The following is a 17665-nucleotide window of genomic DNA, read 5'->3' on the forward strand; positions in this document are numbered from 1 at the left end:
GGTTCGGTTTGTAGTTTGCTGGTCGAATTTAGTTTTTGTCTTAATTAAGTTTTATTTTTGATTTATTATGGAATTAAAAAATAAATGGAAGAGCTGATTCTAATTATAAATAGTTTTCAGGAATTAGATTTGGAGACTGAGCAGGCTATTAAAAAAAGTTTTGCCGAAGAAATTTTTAAGAAAGGCGAATTTCTTGTTGAAGAAACTAAGGTTTGTAATAAAATCTATTTTATTAAATCGGGTGCGGTTAGAAGATTTTGTATTGAAGATGGTGTAGAAGTTACCAAATGGATTTATACCAATAATCAATTTGTAACTTCGATGAGCAGTTTTTTTGAGCAGAAACCTTCTTTTGAAAATTTTCAGACTTGTGAAGAAACAATCCTATATTCCTTGTCTTATTCTGATGAGCAGGCTTTATTAGAATATCCGTTATTTGTAAAGTTTCATATTAAACAACTTCGACATTATCTTTCTAAATTAAATGAGTTCAATCATTTATTTCGTCTAATGACTGCAGAGAAAAAATACTTATTTCTTTTAGAGTCATTTCCTCAAATTATTAAAAAAGGTAAACTAAAACACATTGCCTCATTAATTGGCGTGAGTCAGGAAACTTTAAGCAGAATTCGAGCGTCAATTATTTGACATTAGATCAATAAAAAGAATAAAAAGTTTTTCAATTTTTGCTGTTAATTAAAGATTTTAAAATTGAAGAATACGTTTATTCATAAAAATGCTGTTTTGGGTAATAACATCTCGTTAGGAAATGGTGTGACGATTGAGCAGGATGTTGTAATTGGCAATAATAGTCAGATAGGAAATAATGTTACAATTTTAAGCGGAACAAGAATTGGAGAAAATTGCCAAATCCATTCTAATGCTGTTTTGGGTGGTATGCCTCAGGATTTGAAATATAGAGGCGAATACACTCTTCTAGAAATTGGTGACAACAATATAATCAGAGAGTTTGTTACGATTAATAAAGGCACAATTTCTAAGGGTAAAACTAGTATTGGGAATTCGAATCTCATTATGTCAAATGCTCATATTGGGCATGATTGTGTAATAGGAAACAATTCTATTATTGGGTTTAGCGTTGGTATGGCTGGCGAAGTAATTGTTCAGGACTGGGTAAATATAAGTGGCTTAACTGCGATACATCAATTTTCTATTATTGGCGAAAATACCATGATTAGTGGTTTGAGTCGTGTAGTTAAAGATGTTCCGCCATATATTATTGTTGCTCATGAACCCTTACGATTTGCAGGAGTAAATACTGTAGGTTTAAAAGAAGAGAATTTACTTCGGATAAAATTGACGAACTTCGATCTATATATCGCGTTTTATTTCAGGAAAAGAGAAATACTAAATTTGCTTTAGAATTGATTACTGAAAAGTTTCGAAAGACTGTTGAGCGCGATAAAATTTTAAGTTTTGTAGAGCAATCTAAAAGAGGGATAATTAAAGGTTATGAATTTTAATGAGATAAAAGATTGTCTAAATTTTTATATTTATAGTAAATTTTAAAAGAATTTATTATGACTGCTTATAGCGAAAATTTTAAAGTTGATTTTTATTTTGAAAAAGCTGAGAAATGGAAAGCTGAACTAGAACAATTAAGAGATATTGTTTTAGACTGTCACTTGTCGGAAGAATTAAAATGGGGATGTCCGTGTTACACTTTTGATGGAGCCAACATTGTTTTGATTCATGCTTTTAAGGAATATTTTGCTTTTTTGTTTTTTAAAGGAGCTTTAATGAAAGACCCTGATAAAATATTAATTCAGCAATCAAAAAATGTACAAGCGGCACGGCAAGTTCGATTTAGGAGTGTTCAAGATATTTTGGCTAAAAAAGAAATTTTAAAAAAGTATATTTTTGAAGCGACTGAAATTGAAAAGTCAGGAAAAAAAGTTGATCTGAAAAAAGTTTCTGAATTTGAAATTGCCGAAGAACTTCAAAACAAATTTGATAGCGATCCTGATTTTAAAAAAGCTTTTTACACTTTAACTCCAGGAAGACAACGAGGTTATTTACTCCATTTTTCTCAACCGAAACAATCTAAAACTAGAGAAGCTAGAGTAGAGAAAAATATGCCAAGAATTTTGGAGGGAAAAGGTTTGAATGATTGAGGCATTTTATATAAAAAGAAAAACTCCTTTTGAGAAAAAGGAGTTTTTTTGTTTTAAAGCGTTAAGAAATTTGATGTTCGATTGTGTTTTTATTTCGAATAGAAATTATGGACTGAAGTAAAACAGAGGTCATAACCAAACTAATTCCAATATAAAATGAGAAATTAACTGATTGTCCTTCGTTAAAAAATAAAAAGGCTAGTATTATTGAATAAATCGGTTCTAAGTTAAAAGTTAGGTTTATGGTAAAGGCAGGAATCTTTTTGAGTGATTCTGCGAACATTACATAAAGTGCAACTGTACAACAGGAAGCCAAAATCAATAAATAGAATATGTCTGTTAAGTTTGGAATAAAAGTCTGATTTGGAAAATTGTAAAAATAGAATGGCAGAGCGAGTCCTAACACTATAGTTCCGCCAAGCATCTGATAAAAATTAATTAGTTTGCTATCATAAAATTGCACTAACCTTTCATTGTAAATGGTATACAAAGCGGCAAATGCAGACGAAATTACACCTAACAAAATCCCAAGCTGATATGAAGAATCAAAATGAAAAATTAGACTTATTCCCAATAAGGTTAGCATACTTAATAAAATTTGAATCAGATTAAATCTTTTTTTATTGAGAATAGGTTCAAAAAAGGCAGTAAAAAAACTAGTCAAACAATAGCATACAACACCTATAGATATGTTAGAATATTTAATGCTGGCATAGAAAAAAATCCAGTGAATGGTAATAAGAACTCCAGCTTTAGAAATTTTTGCTATTTCAGAAAATGATTTGAGCGTTTTAATATTGTATATTTTTAAAACAAAAAATAGAATAATAGAAGCAAATAATACTCTATACCAAACTAAGGTAATTTCGTTAAGAGAAATAAGTTTTCCGAAAACGCCAGTAAAACCAGCAAGTAAAACTGCAGTATGCAGTATCAAATAAGATTTTTTCATAAAAGTTGTCTATCCTTTTGAGGGATGTATTTTGAATATTAATAATTGAATTGAGGTAAAGACATACAAAATTTGACCAAGAATAATCGGTCTAATGTCAATACTAAAAACGTATTATTAATTTATGGAGGAGGAAGACAACCTTTGAAACTCATGATTAAATTTGAATTTTAGCAAACTTATAAAAAGGATATGGAATGAAAAAGTTAAAAAAGTTATTTAAATGTGAAACTTGAGACGTTTTGCGAGAGAATTGAATAAATCTGATTTTGATTTGAATATTTATTTGTAGAACTTGCGTCGGCACCAAATCACTTTAATTAAGAATATTACAATTTAATGACTACCAACCAATCAACTACAGCAGTTCTTGAAACAAAACAGCATTTTGAAATTTTAGACGGACTAAGAGGCATAGCAGCTTTTGCTGTTGTCGTGTTTCATTTTATGGAATGGATTTTTACAGATCCAAGTCAAAACTTTATTGGACACGGATTTTTAGCTGTTGATTTTTTCTTTTGCCTTTCGGGATTTGTAATTGGATACGCTTATGATGATCGTATTGCAAAAATGGGTCTTCGCAATTTTTTTATATCTAGAATTATAAGATTGCACCCTTTGGTTATAGCGGGATCAATATTAGGATTATTGGCTTTCTTGTTTGATCCGTTTGGAGGGCATTTGGAATTGTATAGCACAGGAAAAATTATTTTGACATTTATATGTTCCTTATTTCTTATTCCGTTTCCAGTTATTGAAGATCGCGGATTTAATTTATTTAGTTTTAATGCTCCTGCATGGTCTCTTTTTTGGGAATATATTGCTAATATCGTTTATGCACTTGTACTTTATAAAATTCGCAAAAACTTTTTAGTTGTTCTTACTTTAATTTCTGCAGTTGCAATTTGTTATGTTGGATATAGTTCCGGAAATTTAATAGGAGGATGGAGTGGACCAACTTTTTGGGACGGCTGCGCCAGAATATCGTACTCTTTTTTGGCCGGATTACTTATTTACCGATCCAATTGGATTATCAAAAATAAATTGGGATTTACCGGATTGACTATTTTATTGCTTTTGGCTTTTGTAATGCCTTTTTCAGAGTGGAATTGGCTGACTGAACCTTTTGTGGTTTTATTTTACTTTCCATTATTAATTTCTTTGGGTGCTGGCGCTCATTTAAAACCTTGTTTGAAAAAGATATGCACATTTTCGGGTAGCATTTCATATCCGTTATATATGACACATTATGCTGTACTATGGATGTTCGGAAATTACTTTGTCAATTATAAACCAAACACAATGCAGCTTACATGTATCGTAACAACGAGTGTGATACTTTTAGTTGGTTTTGCGTATTTCGTAATGAATGTTTATGATAAACCATTAAGAAAATATTTGACAGACAGGAGAAAAAAATGATTGTGAAAAAGATAATCTTTCGATATCATAAAATTTAAGATGAAAAAATATTACTTAATTTTAATACTTACATTGTTTTTTAATTATTCAAAAGCACAAATCAAAAAAAATCAATCTAAAATGAAAGCAGAAGCAACAGTCAGTTTAATTAATGTTTGTAAAAGTAAGCTTGATATTTTTGATCGTTTTATGAATAAAGGAGCAACCGATGTTGAAATACAGGAACTGGAAAAATTTACAGGTCAAAAATTGCCTGCATCTTATATTCAATTATTGAAAACTTATAACGGAGAAAAAAGAAGTTTGGGTTTCTTGGGAGGATTTGGATATTTAGGTATTGAAGAAGTTAAAAGAGAATGGTTGTTTTTTAAAAATGCTCCCGAAACAAAACCTGAAGCTATTAATCAGGTAAAAAAAATTACCGATATTTTGTATTCCACTAAAAGAATTCCATTTGCTCATGATGGCTCGGGAAATTTTCTTTGTATAGATTTTATTCCAAATACAGACGGTATTTTAGGCCAGATTATCTATCTTCCATGCGGAGATCCTGAGCCAGTTTCAGTAATCGTAGATGACTTTGAAGATTTTCTAAATTTGATAATTGGAAAAATTAAGTCTGAGAAATTGAAGCTAGTTGATGAAAGAGAAGATTGGGACGCAAAAGATTGGGAGAAGGCAGATATTTATTTTGAGAGTACATGGAATGATGATTGGAGTGATATTGCAGAAGAATATAATACAAAAAAATAGTTTCGTTATTCAAAATACAGAACCAATTCGGAGAGGTTGGAGTCGAGAAAAAGATGTCTAAAAAAAATGATTAATGAAATTTTAGGAACAGCATCATTTAGAAACAACAAAATAAAAATAAATGGGCTTTAACCGATTAGAAATTCAAAAACCTGATGAATCGGGCTATTATGTTTTAGATGAAGAATATCTTCTTTCCTGTATTTACTCAGATGGTTGGACAGAACGTCTTTTAAGATTTGAAATTTTCGTTGATATTTATTATGAATGCAGAGGAGAAATTGCCTTTTATGCTGGAGAAAAAGATAGTAAAGAAATTGAAAGTTTATTGGGGTTTGAATTGCCTACTGAAATCAAAAAACTGATAGATCTTTTAATGAATCAGAAAGAATTGCAATTAAAAAGTACTATTCCGATTTTTTTATGGAAGATTCCAGCAGACTTCATTTTGTTATTAATCGTGACGGAATTTCGCATAATTCAGGAATTGGAATTATGTTGAAAAAACTCGAAAATCCAAACGAATCAGAAAAGTTACTTTTTCTTTTGAAAGAAGAATTTGAAAAACTTCGCGAAGGTTTTTACAACAAAATGCTTTTAGAACGAGGTTTGATTAAAGAAGTTGTAACATCTAAAAAAGAAACGAAACAGGCGCTTGTAAAATATCTTATATTTATAAAACGTTATTCGAAATCTAAACTTTTACTGCTAATAGAAATTGCATGAAAAATACACTTTTGCTGATTTTTTTATTATTAAGTTCACTTTCATTTGGGCAAAATCCTTCTTTTAAAATCAAATATTCTGAACAACTTGCGGTTTTTGTGTTCTTAGAGAATTTATCTGATTATTATCCAGATAATGTTTTTAAAACAGAATTTCAAAAATCAAAGTACAATGTTGAGAAGTATAAAAGCTTAATCTCAAAATTTGATCAATTGTCTATTTCGTATAGTTTTCGGTTCGAAGATTTTCCGTACGGATCAAAGAAAACAATGCAGACAAAAGATATCTTAAAAAAGAATTTAATAGAGACAGATAATTTAAATGATTTCAAACTTCGTTCTGCAGGAATGATTCCTAATAAAACTTTGAGTGATTTAGGCGAATGTATTTCTGAATTTACACCAATTTATAATGAACTGATTTATAATTCGAACAAAGAAAAATTTGAAAAACAGTTGGATGAAATTATCAAATATTCTAATGAACATCACATTGAAGATTACTTTAAAACGGGATTAATATTTTATAATTCTAGTTGGGATAATTCAATTCCGTTTGAGGCGACCTTTTATCCTTTACCCAATTCAAAAGGTTTTACTGCTTCTGCATTCTGCAATAATTTTATGAGTGCCATCCAAACCGATTTAAAATCGCATAAAGATTTGTTTAGTGTAATGATGCACGAAACATATCACATCGTTTATGACGAACAATCGCTTGAAGTTAAAACGGCAATTGATACTTATTTTAAAGAAAATAAATCGAAATGCAGTAATTATGCTTATCAGCTCATGAATGAGGTTTTGGCGACGGTATTGGGTAACGGTTATGTTTACGAAAAATTAGATAATAAAGTTGATGAAGGAGAATGGTATAATAATAAATATATCAATTTGATGGCAAGACAAATTTATCCGTTAACTAAAGAATATATCGAACAGAAGAAACCGATTGATAAGAATTTTATAGATCAGTACATTCAACTTTACGAAACCAATTTTCCAGATTGGATAAACGAAATGAATAATATTATGACGTATCGTTATGTGATTACTGAAAATGAAAAAGATTTTAATGTAATAAACAAAATGTTCCGTTATCGCTCCAGAACAGAATACGAAGATCAAATTACAGACAGCAGTATTGAAAAAATGAAGCAGACACCATTGACCAAAATGGTAATTATTTCAAAAGACAATAAAGAAAAGATTAAACTTTTAAAAGGGAAGTTTAAAGAACTGAAAAACTGGAAAGGAAATCCAGATAAAGAATTTGGAGAGAAAATTCTATTGGACGATAAAAGTCAATTGATAATTGTGAATCAGAAAACATCTAATTTAGAAACATTAATTAAATCAATAATATGAAAAAAGGAAATAGTTTTTTTATCACAGTTATTTGCATTTGTTTTTCATGTGCAACAGCTTTTGGCCAGCTAACATCAGATAAAATTGATTTGTTGATGGAATCTGCATTAACAAAGTTTAAAGTAGCGGGAGCGTCGATTGCGGTTGTTAAAGATGGAAAAATAATTCACTTAAAAGGTTACGGCGTCAGTTCTATAGAAACAAAAAAAGGGGTTAATGAAAAGACAAATTTTCAAATAGCCTCAAATAGTAAAGCGTTTACAACGGCTGCACTTTCTATTTTAGAAGATGAAGGAAAATTGAAATGGACCGATAAAGTAAAAGATTATGCTCCTGAATTTAAAATGTATAATGATTATGTGACGGAGAATTTTAATATACAGGATTTGCTGACTCATCGCAGCGGATTAGGATTGGGAGTAGGTGATTTAATGTTTTTTCCTGACGGCACTAATTTTACCATTAAAGATGTCTTGACAAGTTTTCAGTATTTTAAACCTGTTTCAGCTTTTCGAACGAAATGGGATTATGATAATTTGCTTTATATCGTAGCTGGTGAAATAATTGCAAGAGTAAGTGGTATGAGTTATGAGGAATTTGTACAAAAAAGAATTGTTGATCCTTTACAAATGAACAATACATTTGTTGGAAGTAGTTTAATAAAAGACAGATCTAATTTTGCAGTTTCGCATTCGTCTGAATCTGGAACGATAAAGAAAATCGAGGGGTTTAATGATCAAATTAATGCTGCTGCAGGAGGAATATTTTCTAACGCAGAAGATATGGCGAAGTGGATGATAGTTCGTTTGAATAAAGGTCAGTATGGGCCAGACTCGAAAACATCGCTTTTTTCCTTAGAAAACCACAATGAAATGTGGAGAATACATACCGTTCAGGAAACAGATCAAAATCCGAGATATAATTCTCATTTTAATGGTTATGGTTTAGGCTGGCAATTGTCAGACGAGAAAGGAACTTTAAAAGTATCGCATACTGGAGGTTTGCCAGGAATGCTTTCTATTGTAACCATGTATCCAGATTTGAATTTAGGAATTGTAATTTTAACTAATACAGAAAATGGAGGAGGCGGGCTTTTTACGGCAGTTAGTAATACAATTTCTGACAGTTATTTAGGTTTAGACGATTTTGGATGGACCGATAAATTGGTAGAATGGATGAACGAAGATAGAAATAAAGGCGATGATGTAACTAAAAATGTTTGGGAAAAAGTAAAACTGTCTAAAAAGGTAAAAATAAAGAATGAAGATTTTATAGGCGTTTATGCCGATAAATGGTTTGGTGAAATTGAAATATTTGAAAAAGACAAACAATTATGGTTTAAATCGTATCGTTCGCCTAAATTAAATGGACCAATGGCTTTTTACAATGCCAATACATTTGCTATAAAATGGGAATATCAAGCGATGAATTGTGATGCGTTAGCAATGTTTTCTCTAGACGAAAATGGTAAAGCTCAATCTATTAAAATGAAAGGTATTTCTCCAAACATCGATTTTAGTTTTGACTTTCAGGATTTAGATTTAATAAAGGTTAAATAACAATTAGTATGAGATAAAAAAAACTCCATTATTTCTAATGGAGTTTTTTTATAGAATTTAATGAAGTTTATAATCGAATAAACTATTACTGTTGTTACAAATTATCCTTAATTCGTTTTGTTATTTCTTCAATTGTGCCCATCCCGTCAAAAGTGAGAACTTTAATTTTTGACTTCATATATTCAATTGCTGGCCTGGTCGAGTTTTCAAAAACCTCAATTCTTTTAAGATGAATATTGGCATCTTTATCATCTTTTCTGTTAGAAGTTTCCGCTCTTTTTTTTGCTCTTTTTAAGAGTTCTTCTTTTGGAACATCAATATTAATTACTTTTCCAATTTCTAGGTTTTTAGATTTAACAAGTTCCAATAAATCATTTACCTGTGGTTCTGTTCTTGGATAACCGTCTAAAATGATTCCTTTAGCGACTCTATTTTCATCCAATATTTTACTGAAAAGATCTTTCATGATAGAATCAGGAACTAAATCTCCTTTTTCTTCATATTGAGACATTATTTTTCCAATTTCCGTTTCATTTTGTTTTTCCAAGCGACATCTGTCTCCGGTTGAAATATGTTCAAAATGAAGTTCGTCCTTTAGAATTTCGCATTGCGTACCTTTTCCAGAATAAGGAGGGCCAGTAATTATTAATATTTCCATTTTATTTATAAAGTTTTTTAATTCTATTCCGATTCTTTAAAGTTAAGAATGATTTATTCTAAGCTGACACGAATTGTAAATTTACAAGAAAAACACTTGTCTTTCTGATTCATGTGACAAATCTATAAAAACAGTTGTTGGTGAAACAATTCATCTGTTGGAAACAACAATTCAGTCAATAAAAATTGAATGTTATGCTGAATAAAAATATTTTTACATCAAAATCAAAACAACCATAATAGATAACCATGAAGAAAATTTTAAAATTTATCAAAATCACTTTTATTAGCCTTTTGAGTATTATTTTACTTTTTATTGCTTATTTATATATCAGCAATAAATTATTTTTAGAATCTAAAGATGATGATAATATTAGTTATTTATCAAAAAATAATGTTCAGATAGGAACTTCTATTGACGAAAAACTATTTGATGATGAGTTTTATAAATCGCAAGTTTTTTTATTAGGCGAAATTCATGGTTATGCAGATAATCAGAAAATAGATCAGGAAATGCTTTTTTTCTTGAATAAAAAAGTGGGAATTAAATATTATATTGCCGAAATGGATAGTTTGACGGCTCAAAAGCTGAATGCTTTTTTATCTGAAAAACAAAAAAATAAAACGGCCTTGAAAGAAGTTGTTGAATCTATTAAGAGAAGAATTCCACAGCAGGCCAGTCAAGAATTATTTAATAAATGGAATGCTATTTACGATTACAATCAAAATTTGGCCGATTCTCTAAAAATTACCGTAATTGGAATTGATAAAAATTTTGATGATGAATCTAAAGGTTCTAGAGATGAAGCAATGGTGAGTAATTTTAAAAATGCAATTAAGAAGAAGCATCTTGAAAATGAAAAGTTTTATGGACTTTTTGGATATTTTCACACACTGCAAAAGAAAACAGAATCGAGTAGAGCAACTTTTGTCGCGGGATTAAAAGATTCTGGCGTAAAGGTTACAAGCTTTGTAAGTTATACCATTGATAGCGAAATGTATCTTCCAAAAAATCCTCAGTTTCCAACACCTGAAAATGAAAAAGTTAATTGGATAAATGTTGACGGTCCGCTAATGCTTGTAAAAGGAATTAATGATATAAAAGAATTGAGCAAGCCAGAATCAATTACACTTTTTAAGCTTAACGCGAAAAATTCACCTTACCTGAAATCGCAAAATTTGATAACAGTAAAATCTAGAGCTTTTGGAGAAAATATCGTACCTCTAAAAGATGCTTCTGCGACTGATTATTTTCAATACGTGTTTTTGCTGATGAATTCTAAAGCGTTGACGAAATTGAAATAAAAAACTTCTATATAAAAAAAGCTCCATTAGAAATAGTGGAGTTTTTTTATGCAAAACCTCATTTCTGGCATTTAAAAATTTTAAAACTAAAAACAATTAGTATATTTGTGACATAAAAGTATAGACTATGCTCTATGCTTTGTTGTTTATGTCAAAAAAATAAAAACTATGCTTGTAAACGAATTATCAAAAAAAACAGGATTATCAATCCATACGATTAGATATTATGAGAATTTAGGAATGATCAAAGGATTGACTGATGAAAAAGTGACTTCTAATAACTATAAACATTACGATGCTAATACTATTGAGCGTTTAGAAATCATTATAGAAGCAAGAGAAGTCGGGTTTACTTTAGCAGAAATAAAAAAGATATTGATTAGCTGGTTCGAGACAACTGACTCTAAACCAGAGACACTAGAGCTTTTTCAAGCCAAAATAAAAGAGATCGATGATAAAATGAAATATTTTAAACAAACCAAAAGTCTTCTTGAAAAAGTATGCGAGAAAATACAGAGTAGCAATGATTGATTTTTAAAGTTTAAAAGCATGTAGAGAACTCCTTAAGAAATTAAGGAGTTTTTTTATGGTTCTTATTTTAACTATTTAAGAAAAGTTTTATGCGGAATTTAGGAAATTAATAAGAGATTTTGCAAATAGTCTTATATTCGCTTTTGAATTTATAGAATTAAATAGCGTACTAAAATAAACTTCAAATAACAACCAAAGTTAAAACTAGAAAACTAAATTATGCAAGAAGAAATAACTAAGCATTCAAACAAAATTTATAAAACGGTGAAAAATTCAGAACATACATTAGGAGAGAAAGTAAAAGAAATCATAATAGAAATATTCATAATCGTTTTTGCTGTAACGCTTTCAATATGGCTACACGGTTGGAGCGAACATAGACACCAACAAAAAGAAGTATCTGTGTTTCTTGCTAATTTAAAGAACGATTTAAAGAATGATATAGAAAGTATCGACAGAGAAGTGAAAGCATACCAAGATACAAACACTAGTTATGAAAAAATTTTGGCATTAACGCCTTCTCAGCTTGACAGTATTTATAAGTCTAAAAGTAAAGTTGATTTCCCAATTCATTCGCACGGACAAACATTGACTGTCGGTAATTATGAAAGTTTTAAATCAAGCGGTAAACTTGGTTACATTGAAGACGAAAAATTAAAACAGAAAATCTTAAATTATTATCAAATATTTGTTCCAGCTGCCAATGAAGTTGATAAAATGTACACTGAATTTTTGTTTAAGTGTTTTGATAAAGAAATAGAAAATGCAGATAAACCAGAGAAAGAATTATATTCTGATCCAAAATATAAAAAGACACTTTCATATCTTGTTAAACTAGGTAAAAATAACATAAGGGTTTACAAAGAAAATACAAAACCACTTGCAGTTGAACTTATTAAGGAAATTGAAAAAGAGTTGGGTAAATAAAAAGAAAAACTCCATTAGAAATAATGGAGTTTTTTTTATGCTTAAAAAGGTTATTTACCTTTTACTATTTTTTCGAGATATTCAACTTTGTCTTTTTCGGCTTGGATTAAGCGTTCATAAAGATTTTCTTTTTCTTGATAAAGTTCTACAACTTTATCAAGTGGATTAAAGCTAGGTTGAATATTAATTGCTGTTATTGTTGAATTGTCATGACTACTTATGACATTTAATATGGTTTCGTCGCTATAATTTTTGATAGCTTCCGAAGTCACGCCAAGTGCTTTTGCAACTTCAGCGAGTTTAGTGTCATCTATAGTTTCGCTGTTTTCAATAGCGGAAACCGTTTGCTGACTTGTACCTAAAGCTTGCGCCAAAGCTTCCTGCTTCATGTCGCGAAGTTCACGAATACGACTAATATTTCTTCCGATATGTTTTGGTCTTGATAGTGTGCTCATAATTCAAAGATAATAATTAAGTGAATAAACCAGAACTGTAAAAAACAGATTTTAAATGTATGTTACAGATTTTCTTGGGGAGCGGTAAACAAAAATACAATTTTTATGGTGAGAATTTTGAATTCTGTTCTCAGGCTTAATTTTAGGCAAAGATTTGTCATCCTGAGGAACGAAGGATCACACTAGAAATTCTGCAAAGTATGTCGCTAATCCGTGTCGATTTCCGAGTGAGATTTCTTGTTCCTCGAAATGACAATACTTTGTGTTTGTTTGAATTAATATAAAAATTGTGGAGAAATAGACCTGAATAAACTCCTTAAGATAAATAAGGAGTTTATAATTATGCTAAAATAATTTTACATTTGAACAATTGAAAAACTATCATTATAAATTATATTTCGATTTGATTTTTTAAACCATTAAAAAATAAATGCATTCAAAAATTTATGTCTCAAGATATATCCCTATTAATTTTTAAAGAAGACAATTCAGAAATTCCAGAAACAATCCCACATTTCATTAATGGAGGAATTGTTTACATGCCAATCTGCAATCCGACGGGATATCTGTTTGGGGAATTAATAACAACAGCTCTTAATAAAAAGCAATATGATATACTGGATTATAAAGATGAGTTTAGTTTTGTGAAATTAGCTCATGGTCTTGGTGTTGAAAATTATATGGCTTTTCATAGCTCAGATTTCGGTATGATGCCAATTAATTATTATGAGTTTGCCGTTGTAGAAAATGTCTTTATGAAAGATTCTGTCTGGAGTACAGATGGTATTATAACTTCTGAAAATATTTGTGACTTTGAAGATAATTATGAAAAGAATAGAGGAGATGTATTGTTGGAAATAAAGATTGATTATAATTTTAGAGGTTTTTTAAGGAGTTATGATGATTGTAAATCGGTTTATGAAAAATGGGGGAATCGGGTCAATTTTTATGATATTCAAAAAAGTTATTATCAGCAGAAAAATGACGCTATAAATAATGGTGTTGATGATTCAGGAAACAAATTTTTTACTGGTGAAATCTTCAAAGATGGGATGACAGAAGTTTATTATTCAAAAGAAGGAACGGGGGTAATGAAAACATTTTGGATGCTTGTGAAGCGAAAACTTGGATTTTGAAAGACCTAAAATTTAAACGTTGGTAAAACGATTAACTTAAAATAAGCATAAAAAAAACCTCCTGCTAGCGCGAGCGTCTCGCTCGTGAATCCAGTTTATGCACGAGCGAGACGCTCGCGCTAGCAGGGGATGAAAATTGGATAAAAATATTTATCTTATTTGATTACTGACTTTTTTCTTCAATTTCTCAAATGCAATTATATCCGCTTTTAAAACAAAAGGATTGTTTTCTGAATCAATATCAATCCATTCTAATTTTTCTAATCCCGAATTTGAACATTTAAATCTTCAATATTTAGTATTTTGACAGTATAATAAATATTAAGAATCTGTTTATTGTCTTTTATACGAGATTCAATAAAATCTTCCTGCGTATAATGATGATCTAAGATTTCGATTTTTAAATTTAATTCTTCTTCAAATTCACGATGAAGACATTCAATTGTTCCTTCTCCAAATTCAAGACCGCCTCCAGGTAATTTGCATATTTGTGTTCCTGCATATCTTTCGTGCAGTGCTAAAATTTTATTGTCGTTTATGCAAAAAGCATAAACCCTAACGTTAAATCCGATCAGTTCGCTCATAATTTTAAATTTTTTGATGTCAAGAAATAATATTGAGAAGGCAAAAAAAAACTCCTTAATTTCTTAAGGAGTTTCTTGGTGGGCGATGAGGGGTTCGAACCCCCGACCCCCTCGGTGTAAACGAGGTGCTCTGAACCAGCTGAGCTAATCGCCCTATTTTACTAGGTTGCTATCGTTTATGATTGCGAATGCAAATATACGTTTGTTTTTGAGTTCTGCAAAGAAATTTAAACTTTTCTGAATTTTTAAATATTCTTTTTAGTCTTCTTATTTAAAAGAAAACTCCTTAATTTCTTAAGGAGTTTTTTGTGGGCGATGAGGGGTTCGAACCCCCGACCCCCTCGGTGTAAACGAGGTGCTCTGAACCAGCTGAGCTAATCGCCCTATTTTACTAGGTTGCTATCGTTTGTGATTGCGAGTGCAAATATACGCCTGTTTTTGAGTTCTGCAAACAAAAAACAATAAAAAATAAAACTTTTTTTAAAATAACTTATATCTATTTGTTTATGAATTTGTTATTAAAAAGAATTTTTTAAGTTTTTTTCTAAATCAAAAGTATATTTTAGTCCAAAGGCAATTCGGCAACAACAAAAGTGCTTCCGCCAACGTAAATAAAATCATTTTCTGAAGCATTTTTCTTTGCTTCCGCGAAAGCGATTTCAACAGAATCGTATTTTTCTCCTATTAAACTGAATTTTTCAGTCGCATTTTTTAAAGTTTTAGCAAGCAAAGCTCGTGATGAATTTGGATGGCAGAAATAATATTGCGCTTCTTTTGGAAAAAGTGGCAAAATAGAATCCAGATCTTTATCATTCACAACACCCAAAACAATATGCAGTTTCTCGTATTTTTCATTCTTCAGCTGATTCATCACAACCGACAATCCGTGTTTATTGTGAGCAGTGTCGCAAATAATTTTTGGGTTTTCTCCCAATTGTCGCCATCTGCCTTGCAAACCCGTATTTTTTACAACATGCAATAAACCTTCTTTTAATTGTTCAATCGAAACTTTAAAATCGGTTTCATTGTTCAAAATCGAAATCGTCTGCTGAACCGTCTTTTTATTATGAAACTGATAATCTCCAATCAAGTCAGACAAATAAATCTGATCAATTAAATCTGATGCAAAATAAATCGACGCATTATTCTCTTCGGCCTTAGCCAAAAAGACAGGTTTAGTTTCGTCATTATATTCGCCAATAACAACTGGAACATTCGGTTTTATAATTCCCGCTTTTTCTCCTGCAATCGCTTCCAAAGTATTTCCTAAAAATTGAGTGTGATCTAAACCAATATTAGTAATTACCGAAATCAAAGGCGTAATGATATTGGTAGCATCCAATCTTCCACCCAAACCAACTTCGATTATAGCAATGTCTACTTTTTCTGCGAGCAAAATAATCAAAAGCCAATCCAACCGACATTTCGAAGAAACTCATATCATTGGCTTCAAAAAAATCTTTGTGTTTCGCAACAAATTCAATAACAAACTCTTCCGAGATTTCTTTACCGTTTATTTTAATTCTTTCTCTAAAATCTTTCAAGTGCGGAGAAGTATATAAGCCAACTTTATATCCTGCTTCTTGTAAAACAGAAGAAAGCATATGCGAAGTAGAACCTTTTCCGTTTGTTCCTGCAACGTGAATACATTTCAGTTTCGTTTGCGGATTATCAAGATGAGCTGCCAACAATTTGATATTCGTTAAATCTTCTTTATACGCAGAAGCACCTTGCAATTGGTACATTGGAAGTTGATTAAACATCCAATTGGTAGTTTCTTGATAGTTCATTTGTTTAGATAAAATGGTTGTTGATTGAAATAAATTTCGATTTTTGTAGTTTAATATTACAGCGAAAATTATCTTTATTGCAAATTTCAAATATTTTTTAGAATTAATTATTAAAAACCAGAATTAATATATGTTTAGTTTTATTCAGTTACAAACAGATACAATCGCAAATGCTTCAAATGTAGTGGTCGAGAAGATCGCAGCACCGCAAAATGAAATTTCAATGTTTGGCTTCATCATGAAAGGGGGAGTGTTCTTAATTCCGATCGCGATTTTATTGTTTTACACTATTTACCTGATTTTTGAACGTTATATGTACATCAACCGTGCATCTAAAATCGACAGCAGATTAATGCAAGATATTAGCGAAAAATTACATTCTGGAAATATCGAATTGGCAAGAACAATTGTAGAAAGAAATAATACAGCAACTGGAAATATTTTAAAAGAAGGCGTTTTGGTAATTGGAAGACCAATTTCTGAAATTGAAGCTAATATGGATCGCGCTGCCGATATCGAAATTGGCGAAATGGAAAGACATTTAGGTCACTTAGGACTTATTGCTGGTATTGCGCCAACATTAGGTTTCATAGGAACTATTTCTGGGGTTATCAAGATTTTCTACAGTATTTCGGTTACTGAAAATATTAGTATCGGAAATATTTCTGGAGGTTTATACGAGAAAATGATCAGTTCTGGTTCTGGATTAATTGTGGGTATTATTGCTTATAGCGCTTACCACTTATTAAACGGAAAGATTGATAATTTTGCTTTAAAAATTCAGAAACAGATTTTAGAATTTGTCAATATAATTCAAAGAGCATAAGTCATGTCTATTAAAAGAAAAAGAAGATTTCACGCCGAAGTTGCGACTTCGTCTTTGAGCGATATCATGTTTTTCCTGCTGTTGTTTTTCTTAATTATTTCAACACTGGCAAACCCGAACGTGATTAAGATGACATTGCCAAAAGCTAAAGCGAATGAAAAGACCAATAAACAGCTAATAAGTTTATCGGTTACAGAAGATAAAAAGTTTTACATTGACAAACAGGAAGTAGATTTTGAAAATCTAGAAACCAGTTTAATGTCAAAAATCGGAACAGATAAAGAACAAACCGTTGTAGTTCGAATTCCGTTTAACCTACAAGTTCAAGACTTAGTAGATGTTTTACAGATAGGAGTGAAGAACAATTTGAAGTTTGTAATTGCAACAAGTCCGAAATAGATTTTATATTAGGGCGTGACCACAATAAAGAAAATGGGCCAATCAGCTAAGCGTTGATTCGCCCATTTTTTTATTCTGGTCGGGCTATCCGCGCTACTTCGGTAGCCAGCTTCTATCCCTCACGCGAACTAATTGATAATC

At 30.6% G+C, this 17665-nt stretch carries 20 protein-coding genes, 2 tRNA genes and 1 pseudogene; 16 read left to right on the top strand and 7 right to left on the bottom strand.

Annotated features, from left to right (window positions below):
* Positions 1 to 84 precede the first annotated feature (84 nt).
* The 4 genes from P5P87_RS19615 (at position 85) to P5P87_RS19625 (ending at position 2135) form a co-directional block, all read left to right on the top strand.
* Positions 85 to 648 (top strand): Crp/Fnr family transcriptional regulator, encoded by a 564-nt coding sequence (locus P5P87_RS19615; protein ID WP_278020336.1) that lies wholly within the window; start codon positions 85 to 87, stop codon positions 646 to 648.
* A gap of 63 nt (positions 649 to 711) precedes the next feature.
* Complete coding sequence (gene lpxA, locus P5P87_RS19620; protein WP_479724219.1) at positions 712 to 1383, top strand: acyl-ACP--UDP-N-acetylglucosamine O-acyltransferase; 672 nt, start codon at positions 712 to 714, stop codon at positions 1381 to 1383.
* Complete coding sequence (locus tag P5P87_RS26305; protein WP_479724224.1) at positions 1335 to 1484, top strand: hypothetical protein; 150 nt, start codon at positions 1335 to 1337, stop codon at positions 1482 to 1484. Before lpxA ends, P5P87_RS26305 begins: the two co-directional genes overlap by 49 nt.
* Positions 1485 to 1541: 57 nt before the next feature.
* Positions 1542 to 2135, top strand: a complete 594-nt coding sequence (locus P5P87_RS19625; protein WP_278020337.1) for a YdeI/OmpD-associated family protein — start codon at positions 1542 to 1544, stop codon at positions 2133 to 2135.
* A gap of 61 nt (positions 2136 to 2196) precedes the next feature.
* On the opposite strand, the gene P5P87_RS19630 is transcribed toward P5P87_RS19625, so the two are convergent.
* The gene (locus P5P87_RS19630; RefSeq protein ID WP_198857847.1) at positions 2197 to 3087 is read right to left on the bottom strand and encodes a DMT family transporter; all 891 of its coding nucleotides are present in this window, start codon (positions 3085 to 3087) and stop codon (positions 2197 to 2199) included.
* A 339-nt stretch (positions 3088 to 3426) separates the two neighbouring features.
* Here P5P87_RS19630 and P5P87_RS19635 point away from each other — a divergent pair, with 339 nt between their 5' ends.
* The 6 genes from P5P87_RS19635 to P5P87_RS19660 all read left to right on the top strand — a co-directional run bounded on the left by P5P87_RS19635 (position 3427) and on the right by P5P87_RS19660 (position 8914).
* Positions 3427 to 4509, top strand: a complete 1083-nt coding sequence (locus P5P87_RS19635) for an acyltransferase family protein (RefSeq protein ID WP_278020338.1) — start codon at positions 3427 to 3429, stop codon at positions 4507 to 4509.
* Positions 4510 to 4629: 120 nt separating this feature from the next.
* Positions 4630 to 5262, top strand: coding sequence for an SMI1/KNR4 family protein (locus P5P87_RS19640; RefSeq protein WP_198857845.1), 633 nt, complete (start codon positions 4630 to 4632; stop codon positions 5260 to 5262).
* A 121-nt stretch (positions 5263 to 5383) separates the two neighbouring features.
* Complete coding sequence (locus P5P87_RS19645) at positions 5384 to 5764, top strand: hypothetical protein (protein ID WP_278020339.1); 381 nt, start codon at positions 5384 to 5386, stop codon at positions 5762 to 5764.
* Positions 5758 to 5988, top strand: a complete 231-nt coding sequence (locus tag P5P87_RS19650) for a hypothetical protein (RefSeq protein ID WP_278020340.1) — start codon at positions 5758 to 5760, stop codon at positions 5986 to 5988. The genes P5P87_RS19645 and P5P87_RS19650 overlap by 7 nt, the downstream gene beginning before the upstream one ends.
* A complete protein-coding gene (locus P5P87_RS19655; protein ID WP_278020341.1) occupies positions 5985 to 7355 on the top strand; it encodes a hypothetical protein in 1371 nt (456 codons plus the stop codon). The genes P5P87_RS19650 and P5P87_RS19655 overlap by 4 nt, the downstream gene beginning before the upstream one ends.
* 95 nt (positions 7356 to 7450) lie before the next feature.
* Positions 7451 to 8914, top strand: a complete 1464-nt coding sequence (locus tag P5P87_RS19660; protein ID WP_278020342.1) for a serine hydrolase — start codon at positions 7451 to 7453, stop codon at positions 8912 to 8914.
* Between the two features lie 94 nt (positions 8915 to 9008).
* On the opposite strand, the gene P5P87_RS19665 is transcribed toward P5P87_RS19660, so the two are convergent.
* Positions 9009 to 9572, bottom strand: a complete 564-nt coding sequence (locus tag P5P87_RS19665) for an adenylate kinase family protein (RefSeq protein ID WP_278020343.1) — start codon at positions 9570 to 9572, stop codon at positions 9009 to 9011.
* Between the two features lie 248 nt (positions 9573 to 9820).
* Here P5P87_RS19665 and P5P87_RS19670 point away from each other — a divergent pair, with 248 nt between their 5' ends.
* From P5P87_RS19670 to P5P87_RS19680, 3 genes are all read left to right on the top strand, one after another.
* Positions 9821 to 10876: a hypothetical protein gene (locus P5P87_RS19670; protein ID WP_278020344.1), complete on the top strand. Its 1056-nt coding sequence runs from the start codon at positions 9821 to 9823 to the stop codon at positions 10874 to 10876.
* A 168-nt stretch (positions 10877 to 11044) separates the two neighbouring features.
* The gene (locus P5P87_RS19675) at positions 11045 to 11407 is read left to right on the top strand and encodes a MerR family transcriptional regulator (protein WP_198857839.1); all 363 of its coding nucleotides are present in this window, start codon (positions 11045 to 11047) and stop codon (positions 11405 to 11407) included.
* A 219-nt stretch (positions 11408 to 11626) separates the two neighbouring features.
* On the top strand, positions 11627 to 12334 hold the full coding sequence (locus P5P87_RS19680; RefSeq protein ID WP_278020345.1) for a DUF6090 family protein: 708 nt from the start codon (positions 11627 to 11629) through the stop codon (positions 12332 to 12334).
* Between the two features lie 50 nt (positions 12335 to 12384).
* Here P5P87_RS19680 and P5P87_RS19685 read toward each other — a convergent pair whose 3' ends face one another.
* A complete protein-coding gene (locus P5P87_RS19685) occupies positions 12385 to 12789 on the bottom strand; it encodes a helix-turn-helix domain-containing protein (RefSeq protein WP_198857837.1) in 405 nt (134 codons plus the stop codon).
* Positions 12790 to 13235: 446 nt separating this feature from the next.
* Between P5P87_RS19685 and P5P87_RS19690 the strand changes: the two genes are divergently transcribed.
* Complete coding sequence (locus P5P87_RS19690) at positions 13236 to 13925, top strand: hypothetical protein (RefSeq protein ID WP_278020346.1); 690 nt, start codon at positions 13236 to 13238, stop codon at positions 13923 to 13925.
* A gap of 260 nt (positions 13926 to 14185) precedes the next feature.
* Here the strand turns inward: P5P87_RS19690 and P5P87_RS19695 are convergent, their stop codons facing one another.
* The 4 genes and pseudogenes from P5P87_RS19695 to P5P87_RS19710 all read right to left on the bottom strand — a co-directional run bounded on the left by P5P87_RS19695 (position 14186) and on the right by P5P87_RS19710 (position 16299).
* Positions 14186 to 14509: an NUDIX domain-containing protein gene (locus tag P5P87_RS19695; protein WP_278020347.1), complete on the bottom strand. Its 324-nt coding sequence runs from the start codon at positions 14507 to 14509 to the stop codon at positions 14186 to 14188.
* Between the two features lie 76 nt (positions 14510 to 14585).
* A tRNA-Val gene (locus P5P87_RS19700) sits at positions 14586 to 14663 on the bottom strand.
* Positions 14664 to 14818: 155 nt separating this feature from the next.
* A tRNA-Val gene (locus P5P87_RS19705) sits at positions 14819 to 14893 on the bottom strand.
* A 178-nt stretch (positions 14894 to 15071) separates the two neighbouring features.
* Positions 15072 to 16299: pseudogene (locus tag P5P87_RS19710) on the bottom strand (bifunctional folylpolyglutamate synthase/dihydrofolate synthase).
* 130 nt (positions 16300 to 16429) lie between these two features.
* Between P5P87_RS19710 and P5P87_RS19715 the strand changes: the two are divergent.
* Entirely contained in the window at positions 16430 to 17125 is a 696-nt protein-coding gene (locus P5P87_RS19715) for a MotA/TolQ/ExbB proton channel family protein (RefSeq protein WP_278020348.1), read from the top strand.
* A 3-nt stretch (positions 17126 to 17128) separates the two neighbouring features.
* Positions 17129 to 17524 carry an ExbD/TolR family protein gene (locus P5P87_RS19720; protein ID WP_008464192.1) on the top strand — a complete coding sequence of 132 codons (396 nt, stop codon included), beginning with the start codon at positions 17129 to 17131 and terminating at the stop codon, positions 17522 to 17524.
* The last annotated feature ends 141 nt before the right edge of the window (positions 17525 to 17665 follow it).

This window comes from Flavobacterium ginsengisoli (assembly GCF_029625315.1).
Lineage (GTDB): Bacteria > Bacteroidota > Bacteroidia > Flavobacteriales > Flavobacteriaceae > Flavobacterium > Flavobacterium ginsengisoli.